Source organism: Balneolaceae bacterium, from assembly GCA_034521495.1.
Lineage (GTDB): Bacteria > Bacteroidota > Rhodothermia > Balneolales > Balneolaceae > Rhodohalobacter.
In genome coordinates this window covers 89,728-112,471 of the sequence record JAXHMK010000015.1, presented here as the reverse complement: position 1 = coordinate 112,471, position 22,744 = coordinate 89,728, and the positions used below count along the sequence as shown (strand labels likewise).

The window sequence follows — 22,744 nt, the reverse complement described above, 5'->3', positions numbered from 1 at the left end:
CCGTACCACACGGACAACTCAGCTCTGAATTACCGGTTCCATCTTCGGGATGCACGGTTACCATTTCCATCACCACGTTTACCAAATCCCATATTTTGACGCAATTCCTGATATTCATTAACCGTCAATATATTTTGAAGTTGATCATTGGTTTCTCTCATTCTTTCAAAATGGCTACTCCATAAATCCTGATTTACTTCTGTTGGATTCTGAATTCTTTGTTTAGCCATATCCAATCTGCCGGCACTTTGGGCATTCAACAAGCTCAGCACCTGGTCGGCTTTTTCGCCCTCTATACCGGCTTCCTCTATAATATACTCATGCCGAAATGTACGAAATTCATGCGCTCTTTCAGCTTGTTCCGTCATTATAGTTGTAAGCTGTTCAACTTGTTCATCTGACAAAATATCTAAAACGTCTTGCCTCATCTGCATTCTCGCATCAAAGCGGGCTTGCATAAACTGTGGATTGGCATTACTGAAACCCCGATCTCCGGGACCTCGCCGGCCGTTATTTCGTCCTCTTCGAAAATCACTCTTTCGGTTTTGCATCATTGGCCGATTTTGTGATCTGAATTCATTTCTATGCTCAATTTGCAGAGCAATCAGCTCATTTTTTTGATCATCAGATAATTGCAGATCATCACCATGTTGGGTTATTATATACTGAATTCCGGGTGCGTTCAATCCAGCCCGGTTCATTGGTTGTGCAAGCACTTGTGAAAGAGCTCCCATCATTAAACATACAGTTAACAAAATTGCTTTTTTTATCGCTTTCATAATTCTCACCTCTATTTTTGGGTTTTTCTTGTTTCTCTTGTTTATTAGACGCATAAATCTCTCATCCGTTTGAAATAAAATTGAAAAACTTTCCACAAATTCGGGCTAATTCTCACAAATCATTCGCATAATATAACAGGCAACTCAGAGGCCCCAATTTTTATAATCTACAAACCTATAATCATGTACATGTTTACATAATTTTACGCCCCCTTTAAAATACCTTATACTCTTTTTCTTAACCAACAAATACAAACTAACCATAACATTCTTTATGAGTTTCGATTTCCAAAAAGCAGCCCAATCCTTTGATAAACTATCCTTCAAGAAGCGGATGACCTCCGTTTTCCATCTGTTTAAAAACACGTTTGTGGTCATCGGCAGGGATGATGATATCCTTAAACCATTCTACAGAATGATGATTTATACCTTTCTGATGGTCTCATTCTTTTTCTATTTCGTTTTTAGTTTTTGGTATGATCTTCCCTTTGCAGGGCTTCTTTTCTTTTTCGCTTTTTTGCTGTTTCTCTATAAGTATTTCTACTTCAACAAACAGGAAATACGGATGAGCTGGATTGTTTACAAAGCAATTACCGGACACGATCCGTCTTATAAACAAAGCGTAGCGATCTCAAAAGAACTCAAGTCGCAAGTTAGAAAAATGGCCTGGATTGATATCGGGATGGCTATTGCCAGTAAGTCAAAATCATCCGGCAAGCAGGGATTACTAAGTGGCATCATTAATCTTATCATCTCCGGACTTGGAGAGGTTTGGGATTTGGTCAATCACTACCTGCTCCCTTCAGTTGCAATCGATAAGCTCGATATAAAACCAGCCGTGGAAAAGATGAAAAAATTAAAAGACCAGGTACCAGAAACACTTGTGGGTGTATTTGGTATCGACTTCCTGGGTAAAATAGTAGGCAGAGTTGTAGGTCCTGTTTACTTTATCCTCATTCTGTTATCACTTGGCGCCGGTATCTTGTTTGGAAATGCAATGCCTTCGCAAGAGTTTAACTTCAACAATCCCGATTTTCCATTAAATGGGATCGTATTTTCCTGGATCCCCCTTGTAGGTGCTATTTATATTGGTAAACTCTTCAGCTCTTTTTTCGAACGGATGGTTACATCTGTAAAAGTGATCTACTTTACCGTTTTCTATACTAAAATTACCTATCCCGAATCTATTGCCGAAGATCTGCAGGAAGATCTGACCGATTACCTGAAATTGGATCACGTTGAGGAGGTACAAAACCTGGATCAACAGGACTCGGAGTCTGCTTGATAATTCATTAATATATTGATCCTCTTGGTTATTTATATTGGGTCGGCTACCTTATTCATAGCCGACTCAATCTAAAATGTGATAAAATCATGCATACACCAGATAAAAAATTTCTGCCATATCTACTCCTGTCTTTTTTAATTTTTCAATTTGTTTCCTGCAATAAGCAAAGTCAAACTGCCGAAGAAGCGAGCCATGAGAATTGGATTGAACTGTTTAACGGAGAAAATCTCGACAACTGGACAGTTAAAATAACCCATCACGAACTCGGTGAAAATTATGCTAATACATTTCGTGTTGAAAATGGGAATTTGATCAACCGGTATGATGGCTACGAGGAATTCGGCGGTCAATTTGGTCACATCTATTACGAAGAACCCTTTTCAACCTATCGTTTAATTGCCGAATATCGGTTTCCCGGGGAACAGGTTGAGGGCGGACCCGGCTGGGCATTTATGAATAACGGAATTATGTTTCACTCTCAGCCGCCGGACAGCGTTACATTAGACCAGGAATTTCCGAACTCCATTGAATTTCAACTGCTTGGTGTTGAGGATGACTCTACGCAACGAATCAACGGAAACGTCTGCACTCCGGGAACTCATGTTGTTGTGGATGGAGAACTCATTACGGATCACTGCATCTCCTCAAACGGACCTACAAACCTGGGAAACGAATGGGTAACGGCCGAGTTAATTGCTTATGGCGATTCTCTCATTCAACATAAAATTAACGGAGAACTGGTTTTAGAATACACAAATCCACAACTGGATGACGGTACTCCACTGACCGGTGGCTACATTGCCGTACAATCCGAAAGTCATCCTACAGAGTTCAGATCTATTCGGGTACTTAACCTGGAAGGGTGTATGGATGAGGCTGCTTCGAACTACAAATCGTACTATGTGAAATCGAAGCCAAGTGATTGCGTCTATGAATAAATGACCAAATATCAAACCTTTGAGATAGCGCGAGCGTCCATGGTCAACGAAGCCTTTGGCGTAGTAGACTCGCTCGTGCTCTAATCTTTAACTATTTTGGGCATTTCGATTTTACGGGACCCAGATGGCGCAAGTGTCTCACTTGTGCCCCCTTATAAAAGCACAACCGAGACGCTTGCGCTATAAACTGTTTGAAAATTGGTGCTTGGAATTTGTGATTTCACTCAATATTCGATTCTGAAAACGTATCTTCTTATCTTTGATCCAGAACGCAATAAACCATCTGCATTTGGATACAATTACTCTAAAATCCCTGGAATTTACCGGAAAGCACGGTTATTACGACGAAGAACGCCAGGAGGGAAATCACTTTGAACTGGATGTGATTGCTAAAGGCAATTTTAAAAACTCCATTAATGGAAATGACCTGGATCAAACATTCAATTATGAGATTGTAAAAGAGGTCGCTCAGCGGGTGTTTAACGGATCATCAGAAAAATTGATCGAAACCCTGTGCAGCCGTATTGGAAATGAAATATTTGAACGATCTCCCGTCACAAAAGAACTGGTTGTCTCCCTCCGCAAACTAAATCCCCCCATCGGTGTACCTGTCGAATATGCTGAAATTATGATGACATGGAACCGGTAATTATTGCGGTTGGAAGTAATATGGGCCACCGGCTCTCGTATATTCAAAAAGCGGGGGAGTTCCTGGAATCACTTTCGGAGGATGACATTATTAAATCTTCCATTTGGGAGTCTGAACCAATTGGCGGGGCGAAGTACACATTTTTAAACTCTGCAGCGAAAATTTTCACCACTCTGGAACCAAAGGTTTTGTTGAAAAGGGTGAAAAGTTTTGAACAGTTGTGCGGTCGCGAAAAAAATCCCGTTCGATGGGGACCGCGCGTCATAGACCTGGATTTGATTACCTTTGGCGACTTGGTGATTCAGAAGGAAGACCTTATTATTCCGCATCCCGAATTTAAAAATCGGCTTTTTGTTCTTCTGCCCCTGCAAGAGATTGACAGTGATTGGCGGGAGCCGGTAGAGCATCAGTCTATCGGGGAACTCGTAAAAAATGCACCTGAGATGGATCTTCAAAAAACAGATTTTGATTGGTAAATCACAGAGGCTGCAAACGGAATAACAAACAATATAGGGAATATGCCAAACCAGTTTGATTTTATTGCCATTGAAGGGGTAATCGGTGCCGGCAAAACAACTCTCGCACAGCTTCTTTCTGAGAGAAATAATGCACGGCTTGTTTTGGAGAAGTTTGAGGAAAATCCGTTTCTGCCCAAATTTTATGAGGATCGAAAACGTTATGCTTTTCAGACACAGCTTGCGTTTTTAGCAAGCCGGTTTAAACAGCAACAAAAAATGACCAATAAAGAGCTGTTTGACGAGTTTGTAATATCTGATTATATCTTCGAAAAAGACCGTATCTTTGCAAGACTGAACCTTGATGAAGATGAGCTGGCCTTGTATGATAATATTTACGGGATTATGACCGGAATATCTGCAAAGCCCGATCTTGTTATTTATCTTCAAAGTTCGGTAGATCGATTGTTGAAAAACATTGAAAATCGCGGAAGGGATTACGAAAAACATATTACACCCGATTATCTGCAAGAGTTGAGCGATGCCTATAATCAGTTCTTTTATCACTATGAAAAATCACCGTTGATTATTATCAACAACACAAACGTCGATTTTCTGCACAATCCCGATCATCTTGCATATTTAGAAGAACAGATATTTGAACAACCGATACGAAACAACACTCACATACAGATTATTCCCGATTCATAATGATACGCTGGTTATTCATACTGTTATTTATTTATATCGTAATCCGGCTGATCCGCGGCCCTAAACACAGGAAGCGATCATCCATAAAATTTCGATTTGGCGATTTTACTAATCAACCTAATAATCAAAATAGATCGAATTCCCGAAATCAGAGATTAGAAGATATTGAAGACGCGGAATTTGAAGACATAACGGAAAACGTTAAAAAAGAAGATAATTCATGAGTTTTGAAGAGAAACACAAAGAAGGATATGAACTCCTTCATGAGAAAGACCTCGATAAAAGTCTGGATATTGCACGGCGGCTTCAGAAAATGAAACCTGAAGCACCCGAAGGATTTACACTGGAGGGCGAAGTGATGCAAAAGCTTAACCAGTGGGAGCAAAGTATTAAATCTCTTAATGAGGCCATTGAGCTGGAGAGTGATTCCGGCCGGCTTTACAACCTTCGGGGTTACGCTTATCTGAACACAGATGAACTTGAAAAAGCCAGGGAAGATTTTGATCAAGCTATTTCGCTTGATGATCTCCCCTCGGCACATCGAAATCTGGTTCTCTATAAACTAATGAGCGGTAAAGGACAAGAGGCGATTACCTACCTGTTAGACCGAATTCGAAGCGAACCGCAGGATGTTGAAAACTGGATCCTGATGGGCGACCTGATGAAAAAAGGCGGTCACGATCAAAAGGCCAAAACTTATTACGAGCAAGCCCTCAAGATGGATCCTGAGAACGCCTACGTGAAGGAACTGCTGGAAGAAGAGTAAATTTCTCCCCTTGAGGGGAGTTCCCCGACACTTCGGGGGAGGGGTGTTCAAAGCCATATTATGTTACACCTCCCGCCTGAATTTTCAAAAACGAAAATTTCAGCCACCTTCCTCAAGGAGGGATTTTTTCCCTGCACCTTGCATCCTGAAACTTGAATCCTGCTTCACTTCATATTCACGAACTGGAGAGGTATACCAAAATCTTTTCTCTTGAGGTGCTGAATCACTTCCTGCAGATCATCGATCTTTTTGCCGGATACGCGAACCTGGTTATCCTGAATGGCAGGCTGTACTTTTAATTTCAGGTTTTTAATCTCTTTGACAATTTTCTTGGCCGTCTCACGGTCGATCCCCTCTTTGATAGACGCACTCACTTTCACATGACCCTGGCTTGTACCTTCCTCGGAACCATACTCAAGAACTTTGGGTTCGAGTCCGCGTTTAATAAAGTGTTTGATGAGCATATCTTTTACGGCTTTCAGCTTCATGCTTTCAGCCGTTACTATATCAATCCGATTCTCTTTTTTTACAAACTCCACTTCGGTGTGAAGTCCCCTAAAATCGTATCGATTTGATACTTCTTTCAGCGTATTATTTACCGCATTATCAACTTCCTGCGCGTTGATTTCATTTACAATATCGAATGAAGGCATTTTTTTCGGGTTTAGTCGAGGATTTAAATTTTTTCGAGGGTAATTTGATTAGAAAAGAAGAAGAGCTTAAATAAAATAATCATTCCAGGCAACGGCGGTTGTTATTCTACTGCAATCACGGATTTAAAGTCTTAGGTTCAATTTTTTTGCAAAACCGGGCGTATTTAATATTGCTTTGGTTCTTCTAAACTAATAGAGCAAGAATTTACCAAAACCATTGCTAAGTTATAACCTAAATCAACAGATGAATGAAGAACATCCTAATAGCACTGCTCAAACAGGGATTGAGTTTTATCAAAGATGATCCGTATCTTAGAAGTCTGATTCGGGACGTGGCTCAGTCCGGTAGAGCATCCCGACAGGCTTGTCGGGAGGATCGCAAGGTTCAAATCCCGATGAGTAATCATTTTGATGTATTGACACTTAATTATTTTTTTGATCGGGACGTGGCTCAGTCCGGTAGAGCACTCGGCTGGGGGTCGAGGGGTCGCAGGTTCAAATCCTGTCGTCCCGACAAACATAAAAGGGACACTTAAAACAGGTGTCCCTTTTTTATTCTGTCTATCGAGAGTCATTATGAGTTACTTCGCTTACATGATCCAATCTACCTCATCCAACCGTCACTACTACGGGCATACTTCAGATTTAAAGCAGAGACTGAAAAGTCACAACACCACTCAAAATAAATATACCCGAGGCAAAGGTCCGTGGATTTTAAAAGGATTTGTGAAATGTAATTCCAAATCTGAAGCCTCTCAAACCGAACATAAATTGAAACGTATGAAAAATCCTTCGCGGGCTTTAAATTGGCTTTTCAAAAGTTCTGTATAAATAAGACAGAAAATTAATACTCAGTTCATCGAGAAGGTTTATAGTTTTGGATTCTTATATCTCAATTCGCGATTTGCAAATTACGAATTAAATTCTATTTTTAAATCAAAAATGAAAGAACATACAGGAATGCGACCGCACGATATTGTTGTACTTAGTGCGGTACTGCTACAAAATAATGACGACTGGTATATGAAGGATCTGGCTCACAAATTGCAATTGAGCCAGTCTGAAATCAGCGAGTCTTTGCACCGGTCAATGCAGGTGAACCTAATTGGCCCTGAGAAAAGACACGTTCAACGCATGAACGTCAGGGATTTTATTCAGTTTGGTTTGAAATATGTATTCCCGGCACTTCCCGGTACTGTTGATCGTGGTATACCCGCTGCCATTTCTGTATCCTCTTTTAAGGAACAAATAAGTTCCTCAATTGATGTTGTCTGGGCACATCCTGAAGGTGAAACCAGTGGGATAACAATTCCGCCATTATATCCAAAGCTCCCAAAAGCATGCCTTGAATGGCAGGAACTCTATCAATTTGTGAGTATTCTTGATGTGATTCGGATGAATCAGGGCAGGCGGGAAATGGATGTAGCTATACAATTATTGGAATCTCAACTTGATGTATGAATCCTGTAACGAAGAAACACTTAATAAAAGCTGCAAAAAAGTTAGAAAATTTCTTAGATAATGCAGCATTTGTTGGTGGGGCAATTCTCCATACATACTTACCGAAGAATTTTAAAGGCCAAACTCGAATTACTTACGATCTTGATATGGTTATTCGGCTTAGCCACTACGGTAAACTGGAAGCTTTGAATGATAGACTTGCAACTATTGGATTTTATCCTGACAAAGAAAGTAATGTCATTTGCAGATATACTGATGGAGAACTGTTGCTGGATGTAATGCCAACCAAACCAGAAATTCTGGGTTTTACCAACCAATGGTATGAAGAGGGGCTGGACAACAAAGAATGGATCTATCTGGATTTTGGAACAAGCATCCCACGCTTTACACTTCCCTACTACCTCGCAGCAAAATGGGAAGCGGTTAAAAATCGTGGAAAAAATGACTGGCGAACCAGTAAGGATATGGAAGACATCATTACGATAATCAACTTTAATGCTTTGGAAAAAATGGACAATTCCACCAACAAAGTTTTAGAATATCTCAATGAATCTTTTCGCGAACTGATTGAACATAAAAACGGGAGAGAAATCATTCTGAGCCATTTAAGCGGAGTGGACAGAGCCAATGTTGATGAAATTATTCGGAGGATTTTAGATTTTTCCGATGGATAGTGGATTCCAGAATAGTTTTTAATGATAAAGGCTTGATGAGGATGAACAGGTTGGTAATTTGTAAACTTTATTAGTGTTTATAGCATTTAATTGCTGTAATACTGTTGATAAATCAAAAGTAAAGCTATGGAACACAGAATCGATTCATCTTTATTTAACAACTCTGAGATGGAGGCTATGCAAACCATTATTCGGAGCAAAAGAAACCGAAGCTCACGGATGTAGATGGGAATAGCATAGAGATCCCGGAAGCACTTTACAAAATGTTGGTTCATGACATTGAACAGGTAAAACAGGGGCATGCTGTTGTAAAGATGCCTGAAGATGAAACATTTACAACTCAGGCAGTGGCAAACTTTTTAGGAGTATCCCGCCAACACTTGGTTAACCTTCTTGAAGATGGAGAAATACCGTTTTACAAAGTTAGCAGCCATCGTAGAGTCTATTTTCGAGACTTAAAAAATTATGCTGATGAAAGAGATTCTGAACAGCGTGAAACTATGGATAAACTTTTTGATGAAGTAACCAAAGCCGATAAATATGATAGCAGCTATACCGGGGATGAACGCTGATTATAAATAACGCATGTACAGGTTGAATTCACGAAGCTATATCCGTTTATATTGTGAAACATGTTTTTTCGATTGATCATCCTCCTCTCGAATGGGAAAAATTTAGATGCTTTACCTGAATAGGAGATGACATAAGCTAAAATATTTCATTAAAATTGAGTCTTTTGCATTAAGGTTTACAATCTTAACCGGTAAACACGTTACACGATATGTTTAGAATTTTAAAAAAAATATTCATTGGTGAAAACAAAACGGAAAAAAATGAAAGTACGCGGGATAGGGAAACACAGGACAGAGATATAAATAAGCTCTCAGAAGAGATTGAAGACACAAATTCTGAAAATAAAGAAGACTCAGATATTGCAATTTTCCCAGATTCAGATTTAAACGTCGAAGCTCCAGTTAATAAAGAAGTCTTAGAGTTGGCAAACTCACTTCATGGAAAATCAAAAAAAGGTGATGGTACACTTGAAGAAACAGAAAATTATCTGCTGTATACCAAGAAGTATGATTTTTGCACCATAAACTGGGTCATCATTGATACCCGAATTGAGAAAAGAGAGAATTTACGACAAGCATATAAGGAAGCGACAGTAAATTGGCTTAAGGAGCATCACAGTGAAATTCAAGAAGATAGATTCATATGGCATATCTCCGAAGAACTCCTTTCAAGCCCATTAAATCATACTGAAAAAGGGAAAAAATTATTGAATCTAAATGTTGAATTAGATTTAAATTCAACTTTAAAAGAAGAACCCGATTCACTTAGTTCTAGCTTTAGCAAATTTAAACTTCATGAACTTAAAGCTCATACAAGAGGATATTTCGAGATTTTAGATAAATTAGATAAATACAGGTCCTATGCAATATGTATCAATTATTTCAATACGAAAAAAGATCTGTTATATCATCGTTTTTATAATCACTTTTCAACTCATCAAGATCCATTCACAAACAAAAAAATTCTAGAGTGGGACTCCATTGGTACTCCATCCAACGAGTATCTTCAGTTAATGGAAGAACAAATTGGAAAAGGATTTGAACCAAGACCGTTTATCACGCTTAACGATTGGCTCTATTTTAAGCTCAAAAATATAAACGGATTGGATTTCATCACGTTCGAATTTAATATTAAAGAGATGAAACTTAGAGCTGATGACTCCATATTTTTCCTTCTATCTAATGGTGAAGTTGTGGAGTTTAATTTGCCTGAAAAATTTTACACAATTGAACAACGGGTTCTTAAAGGTGTCGATGTCCCTATTACCCAAGAGGAATTAAAAAGATTAAGTCAACATGAAGTTGAAAGAATAAGAGTTCATGAAAAATCAAATAACTTTAAAGTAGATATCAATATTACCGACTTTATTAGTGAATGGGATATGTATAAGGAGTATCGCCAATTTGTAATCCGTAATCTCTTTGCAGATCATTTGAAGCAAGTAGAAAATATTGTAGATGATTATAAACCACTTTATGTGGGTGATATAAATAAAGAAAGTTCACCTGAAGAACCTTGTCACGTGTATTTAATGAAAGATACGGCGAATGATTTTTTTAAGATTGGCATATCCAATCAGCCAGAATACAGAGAGAAAACCTTACAAAGTGAAAAACCTACAATTGAATTACTCAGCTCAAAGGAGTATCCAAGCAGAACCATTGCAGAAAGCATTGAAACGGCTTTACATAACACATTCTCTACCAAAAGATTGAGAGGAGAATGGTTTGAATTAGATGCCAAGGATATCGAAGAAATTAAAAAGACACTCAAATAAAAAATAAGATTCCTATTGAGAATGTAGCTAAGCAAAATGCTCTTTTAGAACTTCTGCCCTTTTTGAAAGTGTATCAATTAATTCTTTTGGTGAATAATCAGTTAAGCCATATCTATTTTTTGAACCACAATTACATTGGTCCATATCCATGCTTAATTTTCTTAGACACCTTGGGCATATCCACTTCTCATGTTTTTTAAATGTACCCTCTTCAACGACCGTCTTAATTTGAGAATTCATTACAGATTTTACGAAATCAGAGATATTGGACAAATTTTGAATGTCATCTTTTTTATAAAAATCTTTTTCAACTTCACATAGCTGTAAACCCCTGAATCTTCTGATTGGATCATCATCTTGTAACAATTTTAAAATTAGTTTACTATTAAACCAATTTCTATTTTCCAATGCAGTTAGAATGATGTTCCAGTATCTACTTGTTATCATTTGAATTTTTTGAAATAATAATTCCTCAATTTCTTTCTGAGGTACGATTTCAATGTATTTGGTCAGATCTTCATCGTCTGCATATGCATTACCTAATTCCTCAATTCCCTCATTTAATACTCCATAAATCTTAAATTCTGTAAGTTCATTAATTCCTATCTGACTAAAAGGTTTTGATCCATCTTCTATTTTTTCTTTGAGTTCCTTTCTTGTTACTTCATACTCAAGCTTTTCAGACGTTATGGCTCCCTCTATTTGGCTGCTTTCTTTATCCTTTTCATCATCTGCAAATTTCACAGCAGTACCATATACATTTAGCATAAACATTGATTTACTACCGCCTGAGATTTCATCAAGATCCATATTAAAGCCAATCACCCCATTAGCCTGTAATTTTTTGGCTTCTTGCTCAAGACCATTTATTGCTGCTTGTTTCAGCTTATCCAGTTCTTTTTTGTACCCTTTGGTTTGTCCGCCAAAAACATCCCTAAATGACGCAAAAACATCTCTGAATATGTTGGCTCCAATAACAATTTGTTCATTAACCTGTCCTAAATAAGCTTCAATTTCTTTTCCTTGGAAATAGTCGTTTGTTGTAATAAGCATACTTAATCTTCTTTCCTTGTTCTTAAACAATTATGCAATTTTCAATTTATCAGCTCAATTCCAAAAAACAAATCCATTTGCACGATTCAATTTAAATATGCAGATTAATGGGCGAATTGGGTGATAAATACCTTCGAATATGCTATTTGAAGTAGTGCTCTTGTTTCAAATACATATTACGGGTCGATGTCAACCACACAATCACCCAAATAAAAAGTTCTGCTGTTGCTCGTGCAATTCTAAAAAGTACAGATTGAACTTGTTCGATGATGATATGAAGTTTCAAACCAACTTCATTTTTAATCCACAATTACCATTGATGAATAACAAACATGAACCAATATGGGGGCTATTAAAACATGAATAAAGAAGATTTAGAACGGAAAAAACTATTTGCCGGGATTTGTCTGGCACTACTGCCTACAGCATTCTCTTTTATCCTGGTAAGTAATATTCTTGGTCAGTTAAAAAATGAATTTATTCTCACCAATGCCGATGTGGGCTATATAGGTGGTGCCGCACTTTGGGGTATGGCTATCTCTTTGCTCGTTATTGGACCTTTCCTGGAAAAGATTGGACTCAAAAAAGCCACGATCGGCGCATTTGTTGGGCACATCTCAGGTGTAACTCTGTTTCTCATTGGATACCTTTTTGCCGGTGACCCCTCCGCTTTCTGGATTCTTTTCCTGGGAGCTATTGGAATGGGTGTTGGTAACGGTATGATTGAGGTAGCAGGGAATCCGCTCACAGCCGCTCTCTACCCGGATAACAAAACAACGAAACTGAATCTCTTTCACAGCTTTTACCCCGGCGGACTCGTTGTAGGTGGTTTGCTTGGATGGATAATGACCCAGATTGGAGGTGTAGGCCCGATTAATGTATTCAATTTAAATATGCAGATTAATGGGCGAATTGGGTGATAAATACTTTCAAACATGCTATTTGAAGTAGTGCTCTTGTTTCAAATACATATTACGGGTCGATGTCAACCACACAATCACCCAAATGAAAAAAGTTCTGCTGTTGCTTGTATAGTTCTAAAAAGTACAGATTGCACTTGTTCGACGATGATATGAAGTTTCAAACCAACTTCATTTTTAATCCACAATTACCATTGATGAATAACAAACATGAACCAATATGGGGGCTATTAAAACATGAATAAAGAAGATTTAGAACGGAAAAAGCTATTTGCCGGGATCTGTCTGGCACTACTGCCTACAGCATTCTCTTTTATCCTGGTAAGTAATATTCTTGGTCAGTTAAAAAATGAATTTATTCTCACCAATGCCGATGTGGGCTATATAGGAGGTGCCGCACTTTGGGGTATGGCTATCTCTTTGCTCGTTATTGGGCCTTTCCTGGAAAAGATTGGACTCAAAAAAGCCACGATCGGCGCATTTGTTGGGCACATCTCAGGTGTAACTCTGTTTCTCATTGGATACCTTTTTGCCGGTGACCCCTCCGCTTTCTGGATTCTTTTCCTGGGAGCTATTGGAATGGGTGTTGGTAACGGTATGATTGAGGTAGCAGGGAATCCGCTCACAGCCGCTCTCTACCCGGACAACAAAACAACGAAACTGAATCTCTTTCACAGCTTTTACCCCGGCGGACTCGTTGTAGGTGGTTTGCTTGGATGGATAATGACCCAGATTGGAGGTGTAGGCCCGATTAATGTGTCTGTTGCACAACGCAGATCTGAATTAATTGTGTTGAGTTTTTATTTTTTATGCATGATTTACAGAGCGGAAAAAATAATCATATCTTAAATAATAACAGTAATATAGATAGATTTAGTTTACCCTTTTTCATATCTTAATCCATGCAAGGAAAAAAACAACGTACCTCTAAACTCTTTTACCAGTTTTCTCTGGAAGATGCCGTTCCGGCCGATCATATGTACCGCCGAATCGATCAAGCTCTGAATCTGCGGTTTTTATACAGGCGCACCCGGACCTATTACGGCAAAGACGGCCAGCAGAGCATTGATCCGGTTGTCTTTTTCAAGATGTGTCTGATCGGCTATCTCAATAACATCGCCGGAGACCGTGCGCTGTGCCGGTTCTGCTCGGATTCGCTGGGGTGCCGGTGGTTTTTAGGCTATGACATTGACGAGGCTCTGCCGGTCCATAGTACCCTCTCGCGAACCCGGGCCTTGTTTGGGGAGTCGCTTTTTTTGGATGTATTTGGCCAGGTGCTGGGCTTATGTGTGGATGCCGGTATGGTGAGCGGCAAACGTCAGGCGGTCGACAGCGCCCTGATCAAAGCCAATGCCAGTGTGGACTCGATGAGCCGGGATGTGATTATGAGTGACGCCAGCGAATATTGCCGGCAGGTGGTCGAAGAGAATTCTGACCAAGAGGAGGCCACAGATATTCCCTCACAAAAGAGGACGGAACAGCCCTCGCCCTCCGGCTGCTTAACCCCAGTAGATATTCCAGCCCCGGACAACCCCGTCAAACGCACACGTTCCAATAAAACTCACCGTTCGACCAGCGACCCGGATGCCCGAATCGCCCGTAAGCCCAACAAGCCCACCGAGATGTATTATCACGGGCAGATTAGCGTGGATGCCGCCCAAGGGGTGATTGTAGCAGCCCTGGCCGATTACGCCGATTTGAATGATCACGAAAGCCTGCCGGACCTGCTTAATCAGAGTCTTGCGAATTTAGCCCCCTACGATCTGCAGCTGAGCGAAGTACTGGCAGATTCCAAATACAATACCCATCATAGCCTCCGGGTTTGTGAAGCCGCCGGGATTATTCCGTACATGAATAATCCTTCAGGATATAAAGCAGAGCGGGAAGGCTTCCTCTACGATCCGCTCAGCGATAGTTACCGCTGCTCGCAGGGGGCGGAACTATCCTTTCAGGGATTGAGAAAAAGCCACGGGAAATACATCAACCGAGCCTATACCTCGCGTGTGGGCGATTGCGCAGATTGTCCGTTACGTGGGGACTGCCTGTCGGGTGAAAAAACCTACAAAACCCTTTATCACAGCAGCGGAAAAGAGTTCTATGATCGCATGGACGCACGCTTGCAAACCGATAAAGGCCGATGGATGCTGGCCAAACGAAAGGGGATTGTGGAGCCGGTTTTTGGCACTCTTGTCCATCACAATGCCATGAGAAAAACCTTCGCGCGTGGCAAAGCGGCCGCCACCAAGCACGTGATGATGGCCTCGGCGGCCTTTAATTTGAGGAAATGGCTCAAACAAGCGGGCAAATCACCACAGGGCGGGGCCTGTTCGATGGTGAGGTCTGTTTTCGACCTTTTTGGGGCTTGTAACCTTCACAAGAATGCCCTGTGGAGTTTTTTAACAGGAAAACCGGTCCTGGGCCTGACACATTCATAAGTATGGCAACCCATCATGGAAATCAGCAAAAATTCAACCCAGTGTTGTGCAACAGACACTAATGTTGGACACTGGACCGCTCAAATTGCAGTCGTCTATATTCCAATTTTGATCTACGGATGGCTTCTGTTTCCACGAAAATTTCCAAAAACCGAAACAGCCGAAGCAGGTATCCCGCCCAGCGAGATGGTCAAATACACGTTTACAACTCTGCCTGTTTTGGGAATTATCTTTTTGACCATTTTAACCCTCGCCATGGAGATGGGCCCTATGCGCTGGATTCCCGATGTACTTCAGTCTGCCGGTCTCCATGGAATCCTGGTACTGGTTTGGATTAGTGGTTTGATGTTCTTGCTTCGTTTTTATGCCGAACCCTTTGTTGAGAAACTCACCCCTACTGGAATGCTTCTGGTGGCATCCTTCCTAACCGGTATCGGACTTGTAATGTTTGGCTTAATCGAAACAGGAATTGTTCCGTTGATGATTGCCGGAGCACTTTACGCATTCGGAATCGCCTTTTTTGTACCCACAATGCTCGGGTTGATGAGTGAGCAGTTTCCAAAAGCCGGTTCACTCGGTATTGTATTGCTGCTTGGTATGGGATTCTTCGGAGGCGGCGTGGCAAATGCTCTGATCGGAGAAATTGCCGACAGCTACCTTCCGGAAGCACTTGATGAACAAGCCACAGTTCAAATTCTTGAGCAGGTTGAAGAAGAATTCCCCGAGTATGTACAGATGGCTGAAGATGCAGCTGGTGCCGAAGCTTTAGCTGAACTCGGTTACAGGGAAGCTGATGCCCGAAATGTACTTGAACGGAGTGAAGAAGCCCTGGCATACTATCGCGAAAATGGAGAATTTGCCGGAAATATTACAGGAAATGCCCTTAGGGCCCTTATCGATTCGGGAATTGAGCAGGAACAGGAACTCATTTCTGAAGCTTCCACTGTTCTTGCCCCGGCTGACAACTACGGCGGAAGAATGGCATTTCTCTGGGTTTCACCACTCGCGTTCTTCACCGGTATTGTGTTTATTTTCTGGTTTATCCGGGATAAGCGACGCGGCGGATATAAAGTTGAACGCCTTGAAAGACAAGCAATGGCTGAGGATTAATCTGAATTTAGAGTCAACCTTTCAGAGTTTCATGCCCAACAGTCGTCGGGATTGGTTCTGAAAAAGCAGACTTTCAAATTTTATGATCACTTATCACCCAATCATGGCGAAAGCTGTGATTGGGTTTTTTATGAACCATTATCAAAATACTCATTCATTAATCGCCAGAACTCATCTCTCATTTGATCTTCATCAATATCCGAAATCATGAAGATCTCCCGGCTTCCATTCTCTGGTGGTGCAGAAACGGTTTCAAATGTAGCCCATTCCGGGTGAATTATAGCCTCCACTAATGCCAGGTCCCACATAATCCAGCTATCGCCTGCGCTTACCTCATCCCATCGTTGCTCAAGAATGTCAACCGTTGGATGATCCCATTCACTCAATCTCTCAAGTGTTTCTTCTCTTTGAAATGTTAACGTGCGGGACACATTTCCCGGAATGATGTAGAGCTCCAATTTTTCATTCTCAAGAATTAAATCCAGTCCGTTTATGTCATTTCTGGCATTGAAAGAGTTCTTGTTCCAGGCTTCGTAATCTTCATCATACCGCATATTCAGAGAAAATAACCTGATGTTTTCTGCTATCGGGGGTTCTTGTAACAACGCCGCTGCTACATTTGTTACAGCTCCGACAGTTACAATATTTAGTTTATCACTCGAACTGTGTTCTCTTGCACGTTCTATGATGAAATCTGTTGCCGGCGATTCCGGAATTTGAGCCCCTTCATAATAACCCCAGGCGTACCCAACCATTCGATCCGCCCCGGTTGGATGCGGGATATCTGTTCTGTTTAACGTTTCCAGGAGATTCTCATTGATCTCCTGAGAGATCTGAACCGTATTAATATTCTCTGTCTCATAAATATGCCATAACGAATCCGTAACCAACTGTGGATTGTTAAAATGAGCCGATGTAAGCGCCGTAACCGTTACTTCATGATCAATGATCGTGCGAACGATCGCATACAGATCATCCAGTTCATTGCCGGTATCTGCATCGAGGATAAACTCTTGGACGGGTTCAGGTTCTATCTTATCTCTTTGATTACTTTCATCGTCTGCCGGATTGCAGGAGATGAAAGAGACAGTAAGTAAAATTGGAAGAAGATTTAGAAATGTTTTCACATCAAATATTAGTATCCGTTTTATCTCCCTATTTTGAAATAAACTCACTGAATTTTTTTACATCATTTTCAATAATCCATTTTTCAATGCTTTCAAACTCATCCCAAGGTTTTAAAAAAAACTTACTTGTTTCATCATTAAGAGCATCGTGAAGAATATCTTTCTGTTTTCTCTCTTCAGGTTCGTTATAAAAAATGATGTGATGTCCACCATCTTTCATATCGTAGGATTCAGATAAATCTAAAAGACCATCTATCAAAGCACGTAGCAGATAAATCTTATTTTCAAGAGAATACGGGTCTATTCTTGTATCAATGCTATTCCCTGAAACGATGCTTCCATTTACACCAATGTAATCTACTTCATGATTTCTATAGATGCTTTTTACTCTGTTTTTGGGGACTCTATAACGAATATCTACACGTTCAGAGATCACCGATTTTTGAAGTTTGTCTCTTACGATCTCCCTGTATGAAACAGTTTCTTCCTTTTCCTCTTCAAACGTTTTATCGACGGTAAGTTTAAATAGAGAACTAAAATCTCGCTTCGTGAAATCACCAATATTCTCCGACGGCTTTGAATAGACTAATAAATTATTCGCGTATCTACTCAGGTAATCAAAATATGAAATCGTAAATGGTTCAACATCAAAAGCTTCCATCTGATTTTCGTTATTGGAGAGGGAACCAATTTTTTTCTTGATGTTCTTTAGTTTCTTTTCAATTGAATCCACAACTTCAGATTCAATAATTTTTGAAGCCACTTTTAATTTTCGACCTGAATACTCGAAGATCGACTTGTCCTCTATTTTTAAGAACAATCCAACGGCAATCTTTTCCTCAGAAACAGATTCCGGTTTTAGATATAATACACTGTAGAACGGTTTCATCACTTTTCTGGTAAGTATTTTATATAATTGTTTACCTCTTCTAATACATTGTTCAATCGATCCTCCGAAGATAGATAACGAACAATGTAATCTGTTACCTCAGCTCCAATATCCCAACTATCTGGAAACGTTTCTTCAATCTTTCCAATTTCTTCAGGAATATCTAAGCCTTGGATGTTTCTCACAAACTCATCGACTTCTCTATTTAGATCATCCTTTGAGACCCAACCCAACATTTCATATGCATATTTCGAGCCCAAAAATCCTTTTTCATAGATCTCAATAAAAGTATTTACATCACGAAACGAACTTTCAGTTATTTTGTTAAATGCTTCAAAATGATCAAAAACAACTATTTTTTGTTTTTTCCCTCGGGTTAAAAACAGATTGTAATTGTCTTCCGTGCGATCGTTATTCCCAATCCACAAATCAAAAAGCCCAACACGAAGAAGGTGAATTGGATATTCCAGCCTGTTAAATTCATGCTTACTAAAAATAAACTCTAATTTTGTCAGTTCGTCAACTTTTTCTGCTTTTTTAGATCCGAACACCACTTTGCCGGTGGATAGATGTTCCGGGTGGACAAACTCATCAGGTATTGGATGATCGCCAATTTCTACATAAGAAATATCCGGGGTAAGTAAATTCATTTTTCGGGCCAAAAAGTGGCAGACTACCTCTGCAACCAATCCCTCAATTTCATTTCCTGTTCTGAAATACTTTAAATAATACACCTCCAATCCAGAATCATCCCGGCAGATAGATTCAATGGGACGATTAAATGTTCCACCAACTTGCCTGAGAAACTGTATGGATTGAATGGTTGAGATCATAATTCTATGTTTGAAATCATAGGATTATACTGAAAGCAGAATGGATTCAAAAATTAGAGGTTAATCTTATCAATCAGGTAAGAACAATCGGCTGTTAACCGATCAGTCGCAGGTTATTTTGAACTCATCGATTAATGCAAAATTTCGCGTATTCATTCGACATTTAGATGGCTTTGGCCACACCTACTCAAACAGCGACGAACTCAAATACCGATCCCCACGGTCGCAGGTGATGCAAACAATCACTCCCTCGTCAATTTCATCGGCAACTTTCAGGGCTGCAGCTAACGCACCACCACTGCTCATTCCGGCAAAGATTCCCTCTTCTTTGGCCATTCGGCGGGCCATCTCGGTGGATTCTTCCTGGCTTACATCAACCGTTTGATCAACACGATCTGCCTCAAAAATATCGGGCAGAAATTCGGGCGACCATCTTCGAATACCCGGAATGGAGGAGTCTTCGGTTGGCTGTGTACCCACAATTTTAATTTCAGAATTTTGTGATTTCAGGAATCGTGAAACACCCATTATGGTACCTGTAGTACCCATAGCCGAGACAAAATGTGTAATTTTTCCATCGGAATCTCTCCATATTTCGGGACCGGTGGTTTTTTCGTGCATCTTGTAATTATCGGGATTGGCAAATTGATTGAGCTGGAAATAGCCCTTTTCATCTGCCATTTGCTGGGCCAGATCACGAGAGTATTCAATCGTTTTTTCGGCTGGTGTCAGTATTACTTCCGCTCCGAACGCTCTCATCGATTTGATTCTTTCCTCGGTAGCGTTTTCAGGCATAATTAATTTCATCTTCAGGTCTTTCATAGCGGCAATCATCGCCAGCGCAATTCCGGTGTTACCACTGGTAGCTTCTACAAGAGTATCTCCGGGTTTTACATCACCACGCTCCAACGCTCCATTGATCATTCCCAGGGCGGCCCGGTCTTTTACACTTCCCCCGGGGTTATGGCCTTCAAGCTTACAGAAAATCGTCACATCTTTTTTAACCGGGATGTTTTCCAGTTTTACCTGCGGTGTGTTTCCAATAAGATCTTCGATATTCATGGCTTAAATCGTTTTTTGATACTGACTAATTTAAATAGGTCATTCTGAGCTTGACTCAGAATCTCTATACTTAACTTTCGATCGGAGATCCTGAATCAAGTTCAGGATGACAGAATATGTTTGTAGTTTGATACTTGTTATTTGGAATTTCCCACACTCAGCTTTCCTGCTTAAACGTAATCATATCCGTTTTGCCGGAGGAATCCGTCATGCTTGCTTTGTAATAAATTTTTGTATTCGGCGGTACGCTGCGGGTCAGCCACACATTTCCACCGATAATACTTCCCTCTCCAATTACTGTCTCTCCACCCAGGATGGAGGCACCTGCATAAATTACCACATTATCTTCGATGGTTGGGTGGCGTTTTTTGCTGGCATCCTCCTTCTTTACACTCAACCCGCCGAGTGTTACACCTTGATATATTTTAACATTCGAACCGATGACAGACGTTTCACCAATCACAACCCCGGTTCCGTGATCGATGCAAAAATGTTCATCAATTTTTGCGCCGGGATGGATATCAATTCCGGTTTGGCGATGGGCATATTCCGAGATAATTCGGGGAATCAAAAGTACTCCTAAATCCAGGAGTTGATGGGCAATCCGGTACGCGGCTAATGCATAAAAGCCCGGGTAGGTTCTGATCACTTCTGCCCTGTTTTTTGCCGCGGGGTCGCCACGATAGATAGCATCAATATCGTTCACCAATTTCCTGCGAATCTCAGGAAGTTGTTCAAAAAACTTATCTTCAACGCCTCCTGTATCGTTTTTAATACATTCCTGATTATGCTCCAATATTTTTTGGAGAGTACCTTTCTCCTCGTTTACTTTCTCTATAATTGCTTCCTTCTCAAGCAGCCGCTCATACGAAAATTCAGGAAAAAGAAGTTCAAGAATATCTTCAAAAAAACGAATGACCATTTCAGGAGGCGGGCATTCCGATGCCTCAATATTCGCCATCAGCAGTTGGTCGTAAAAAGAGTCTAAATCTTTCAAAATAAATTGGTTCAAATAATCTTCATTGTAAAGTTAAGCATCTCTACAACACAAAACACTTTTGGGATAGTTCGCCCGAGCCCACCACCATAATTCAAAACGAACAGAAATTTCTTTCAAATTCAACTTTCAACAAAAGTACAAACTCCTTACATTTCTTAAACTTTTAAAAAGGGCTGATGAACACGCTTCAACTGACCAAATTTATTACCTTATTTCTAACCACCCAATCCGACGCGGTTTCCGATGTCGGATTTTTTTTGGATATCAGCTTTTGCCCTCACCAAATTGAAACAAATAAGCCGATATGACCCCAGCAGCAGTACCAGAAAAGAAACCAGCTATACTTGCACTCTCTGATGGAACCGTTGTCCACGGCCGATCCATTGGAATTAAAGGTACCACCGGTGGTGAACTCTGTTTTAACACCAGTATGTCCGGTTACCAGGAAATCTTTACCGATCCGAGTTACTACGGACAGCTTATGATGATGACATACCCGCACATCGGGAATTATGGAACCATGAGCCGTGATGACGAAGCCAGAAGAGTGATGATTGCCGGGCTGATTGTTCGCGCATTCTCCGATGATTACAGTAATATGATGGCTGACGGAAGTCTCCAGGAATACCTCGAACAAAATAACCTTGTGGGTATTTCTGATGTGGACACCCGAATGCTTGTAAAACATATTCGAACCAAAGGTGTGATGAACGCCGTGATCAGTTCAGAAATTCTGGATGAAGATGAGCTCGTTCAGAAAGCCAAAGACTGGGACGATATGGCGGGCCTGGAACTCGCAACAAAAGTGACCCGAAAAGAGGCTCAAACCATACCTTCGGACGGCCCTTTTAAAATTGCCGCTTTTGATTATGGCATTAAACAGAACATTATCAATAACTTTAACCAGAGGGGCTGCACACTTCGCATTTTCCCGGCAGAAGCAGATGTCGAAGAAATTAAAGAGTGGAATGCTGACGGATATTTCTTTAGTAACGGACCTGGTGATCCTAATGCCTCATTATCATATGGTTTGCCTATTGTAGAACATGCCAAGAAAAGCGGAAAACCTCTTTTTGGTATCTGTTTAGGCCACCAACTGATGGCTCTTTCAGAAGGAATTCCTGTTAAGAAAATGTTTGTAGGCCACCGCGGAGCCAATCAACCCGTGAAGAATATTGGAACAGGATTGGTAGAAATTACCACGCAAAATCATGGGTTTGCAGTTGATGAAAATGCGATGGACGACTCGAAAGTTGAAGTCACGCACATCAACCTGAATGACAAAACCATTGAAGGCCTGAAATTCAAAAACTTCCCCGGAATATCGGTTCAATATCACCCGGAAGCATCACCCGGACCGCACGATTCGGCCTACTTGTTCGACCAGTTTTTAAACATGATAAAAGAAGTAAAAGGAGAATCGGCTTAATGAGTTTCAGATTTAAAGAAACTTTGACTTCTTTTCTTTTTCGTCAATTTGATCACATTTCTTTTTTTAAGTGCAAACCCGTGGGATTTAATCATTATGGAGATTCTGAGAGCCGGACAAGCTGTCCGGCGTACGTACAACGGACAGCCTGTCCGTTACCTC

The 22,744-nt window shown here is 40.5% G+C and carries 23 protein-coding genes and 1 tRNA gene; 16 read left to right on the top strand and 8 right to left on the bottom strand.

Going from position 1 to position 22,744, the window contains the following annotated elements; translation table 11 throughout:
* Positions 1-29: 29 nt before the first annotated feature.
* Positions 30-779: a Spy/CpxP family protein refolding chaperone gene (locus U5K72_15120; protein MDZ7720144.1), complete on the bottom strand. Its 750-nt coding sequence runs from the start codon at positions 777-779 to the stop codon at positions 30-32.
* Between the two features lie 274 nt (positions 780-1,053).
* Between U5K72_15120 and U5K72_15115 the strand changes: the two genes are divergently transcribed.
* The 6 genes from U5K72_15115 (at position 1,054) to U5K72_15090 (ending at position 5,586) form a co-directional block, all read left to right on the top strand.
* Positions 1,054-2,064: a hypothetical protein gene (locus tag U5K72_15115; protein MDZ7720143.1), complete on the top strand. Its 1,011-nt coding sequence runs from the start codon at positions 1,054-1,056 to the stop codon at positions 2,062-2,064.
* A gap of 89 nt (positions 2,065-2,153) precedes the next feature.
* Complete coding sequence (locus U5K72_15110) at positions 2,154-3,005, top strand: DUF1080 domain-containing protein (GenBank protein ID MDZ7720142.1); 852 nt, start codon at positions 2,154-2,156, stop codon at positions 3,003-3,005.
* A gap of 289 nt (positions 3,006-3,294) precedes the next feature.
* Positions 3,295-3,654, top strand: a complete 360-nt coding sequence (gene folB / locus U5K72_15105; protein ID MDZ7720141.1) for a dihydroneopterin aldolase — start codon at positions 3,295-3,297, stop codon at positions 3,652-3,654.
* On the top strand, positions 3,642-4,130 hold the full coding sequence (gene folK / locus U5K72_15100; protein MDZ7720140.1) for a 2-amino-4-hydroxy-6-hydroxymethyldihydropteridine diphosphokinase: 489 nt from the start codon (positions 3,642-3,644) through the stop codon (positions 4,128-4,130). Before folB ends, folK begins: the two co-directional genes overlap by 13 nt.
* 42 nt (positions 4,131-4,172) lie before the next feature.
* Positions 4,173-4,820 (top strand): deoxynucleoside kinase, encoded by a 648-nt coding sequence (locus U5K72_15095; GenBank protein MDZ7720139.1) that lies wholly within the window; start codon positions 4,173-4,175, stop codon positions 4,818-4,820.
* 220 nt (positions 4,821-5,040) lie between these two features.
* Entirely contained in the window at positions 5,041-5,586 is a 546-nt protein-coding gene (locus U5K72_15090) for a tetratricopeptide repeat protein (protein ID MDZ7720138.1), read from the top strand.
* Between the two features lie 164 nt (positions 5,587-5,750).
* Here U5K72_15090 and U5K72_15085 read toward each other — a convergent pair whose 3' ends face one another.
* Positions 5,751-6,239, bottom strand: a complete 489-nt coding sequence (locus tag U5K72_15085) for a YajQ family cyclic di-GMP-binding protein (protein ID MDZ7720137.1) — start codon at positions 6,237-6,239, stop codon at positions 5,751-5,753.
* 440 nt (positions 6,240-6,679) lie between these two features.
* Here U5K72_15085 and U5K72_15080 point away from each other — a divergent pair.
* The 5 genes from U5K72_15080 (at position 6,680) to U5K72_15060 (ending at position 10,724) form a co-directional block, all read left to right on the top strand.
* Positions 6,680-6,753, top strand: a tRNA-Pro gene (locus U5K72_15080).
* 428 nt (positions 6,754-7,181) lie between these two features.
* Positions 7,182-7,700 (top strand): hypothetical protein, encoded by a 519-nt coding sequence (locus U5K72_15075; GenBank protein ID MDZ7720136.1) that lies wholly within the window; start codon positions 7,182-7,184, stop codon positions 7,698-7,700.
* Positions 7,697-8,374 carry a hypothetical protein gene (locus tag U5K72_15070; protein ID MDZ7720135.1) on the top strand — a complete coding sequence of 226 codons (678 nt, stop codon included), beginning with the start codon at positions 7,697-7,699 and terminating at the stop codon, positions 8,372-8,374. The genes U5K72_15075 and U5K72_15070 overlap by 4 nt, the downstream gene beginning before the upstream one ends.
* 263 nt (positions 8,375-8,637) lie before the next feature.
* Positions 8,638-8,946 carry an excisionase family DNA-binding protein gene (locus U5K72_15065; protein MDZ7720134.1) on the top strand — a complete coding sequence of 103 codons (309 nt, stop codon included), beginning with the start codon at positions 8,638-8,640 and terminating at the stop codon, positions 8,944-8,946.
* A 209-nt stretch (positions 8,947-9,155) separates the two neighbouring features.
* On the top strand, positions 9,156-10,724 hold the full coding sequence (locus tag U5K72_15060) for a GIY-YIG nuclease family protein (GenBank protein MDZ7720133.1): 1,569 nt from the start codon (positions 9,156-9,158) through the stop codon (positions 10,722-10,724).
* Between the two features lie 27 nt (positions 10,725-10,751).
* On the opposite strand, the gene U5K72_15055 is transcribed toward U5K72_15060, so the two are convergent.
* Entirely contained in the window at positions 10,752-11,777 is a 1,026-nt protein-coding gene (locus U5K72_15055) for a YbjQ family protein (GenBank protein ID MDZ7720132.1), read from the bottom strand.
* 359 nt (positions 11,778-12,136) lie between these two features.
* Here U5K72_15055 and U5K72_15050 point away from each other — a divergent pair, with 359 nt between their 5' ends.
* The 4 genes from U5K72_15050 to U5K72_15035 all read left to right on the top strand — a co-directional run bounded on the left by U5K72_15050 (position 12,137) and on the right by U5K72_15035 (position 16,242).
* Entirely contained in the window at positions 12,137-12,697 is a 561-nt protein-coding gene (locus tag U5K72_15050) for an MFS transporter (GenBank protein MDZ7720131.1), read from the top strand.
* A gap of 237 nt (positions 12,698-12,934) precedes the next feature.
* Positions 12,935-13,546 carry an MFS transporter gene (locus U5K72_15045; protein ID MDZ7720130.1) on the top strand — a complete coding sequence of 204 codons (612 nt, stop codon included), beginning with the start codon at positions 12,935-12,937 and terminating at the stop codon, positions 13,544-13,546.
* 53 nt (positions 13,547-13,599) lie between these two features.
* Positions 13,600-15,132, top strand: coding sequence for an IS1182 family transposase (locus tag U5K72_15040; protein MDZ7720129.1), 1,533 nt, complete (start codon positions 13,600-13,602; stop codon positions 15,130-15,132).
* A 15-nt stretch (positions 15,133-15,147) separates the two neighbouring features.
* Positions 15,148-16,242, top strand: coding sequence for a hypothetical protein (locus tag U5K72_15035; protein MDZ7720128.1), 1,095 nt, complete (start codon positions 15,148-15,150; stop codon positions 16,240-16,242).
* A 128-nt stretch (positions 16,243-16,370) separates the two neighbouring features.
* Here the strand turns inward: U5K72_15035 and U5K72_15030 are convergent, their stop codons facing one another.
* The 5 genes from U5K72_15030 to epsC all read right to left on the bottom strand — a co-directional run bounded on the left by U5K72_15030 (position 16,371) and on the right by epsC (position 21,150).
* Complete coding sequence (locus U5K72_15030; protein MDZ7720127.1) at positions 16,371-17,369, bottom strand: nucleoside hydrolase; 999 nt, start codon at positions 17,367-17,369, stop codon at positions 16,371-16,373.
* A gap of 28 nt (positions 17,370-17,397) precedes the next feature.
* Positions 17,398-18,258 carry a hypothetical protein gene (locus U5K72_15025; protein MDZ7720126.1) on the bottom strand — a complete coding sequence of 287 codons (861 nt, stop codon included), beginning with the start codon at positions 18,256-18,258 and terminating at the stop codon, positions 17,398-17,400.
* Positions 18,258-19,091, bottom strand: a complete 834-nt coding sequence (locus U5K72_15020) for a HipA family kinase (GenBank protein ID MDZ7720125.1) — start codon at positions 19,089-19,091, stop codon at positions 18,258-18,260. The genes U5K72_15025 and U5K72_15020 overlap by 1 nt, the downstream gene beginning before the upstream one ends.
* Before the next feature lie 183 nt (positions 19,092-19,274).
* Positions 19,275-20,153 (bottom strand): cysteine synthase CysM, encoded by an 879-nt coding sequence (cysM, locus tag U5K72_15015; GenBank protein MDZ7720124.1) that lies wholly within the window; start codon positions 20,151-20,153, stop codon positions 19,275-19,277.
* A gap of 157 nt (positions 20,154-20,310) precedes the next feature.
* Positions 20,311-21,150 (bottom strand): serine O-acetyltransferase EpsC, encoded by an 840-nt coding sequence (gene epsC, locus U5K72_15010; protein MDZ7720123.1) that lies wholly within the window; start codon positions 21,148-21,150, stop codon positions 20,311-20,313.
* 307 nt (positions 21,151-21,457) lie between these two features.
* Between epsC and carA the strand changes: the two genes are divergently transcribed.
* Positions 21,458-22,582 carry a glutamine-hydrolyzing carbamoyl-phosphate synthase small subunit gene (carA, locus tag U5K72_15005; GenBank protein ID MDZ7720122.1) on the top strand — a complete coding sequence of 375 codons (1,125 nt, stop codon included), beginning with the start codon at positions 21,458-21,460 and terminating at the stop codon, positions 22,580-22,582.
* Positions 22,583-22,744: the final 162 nt, after the last annotated feature.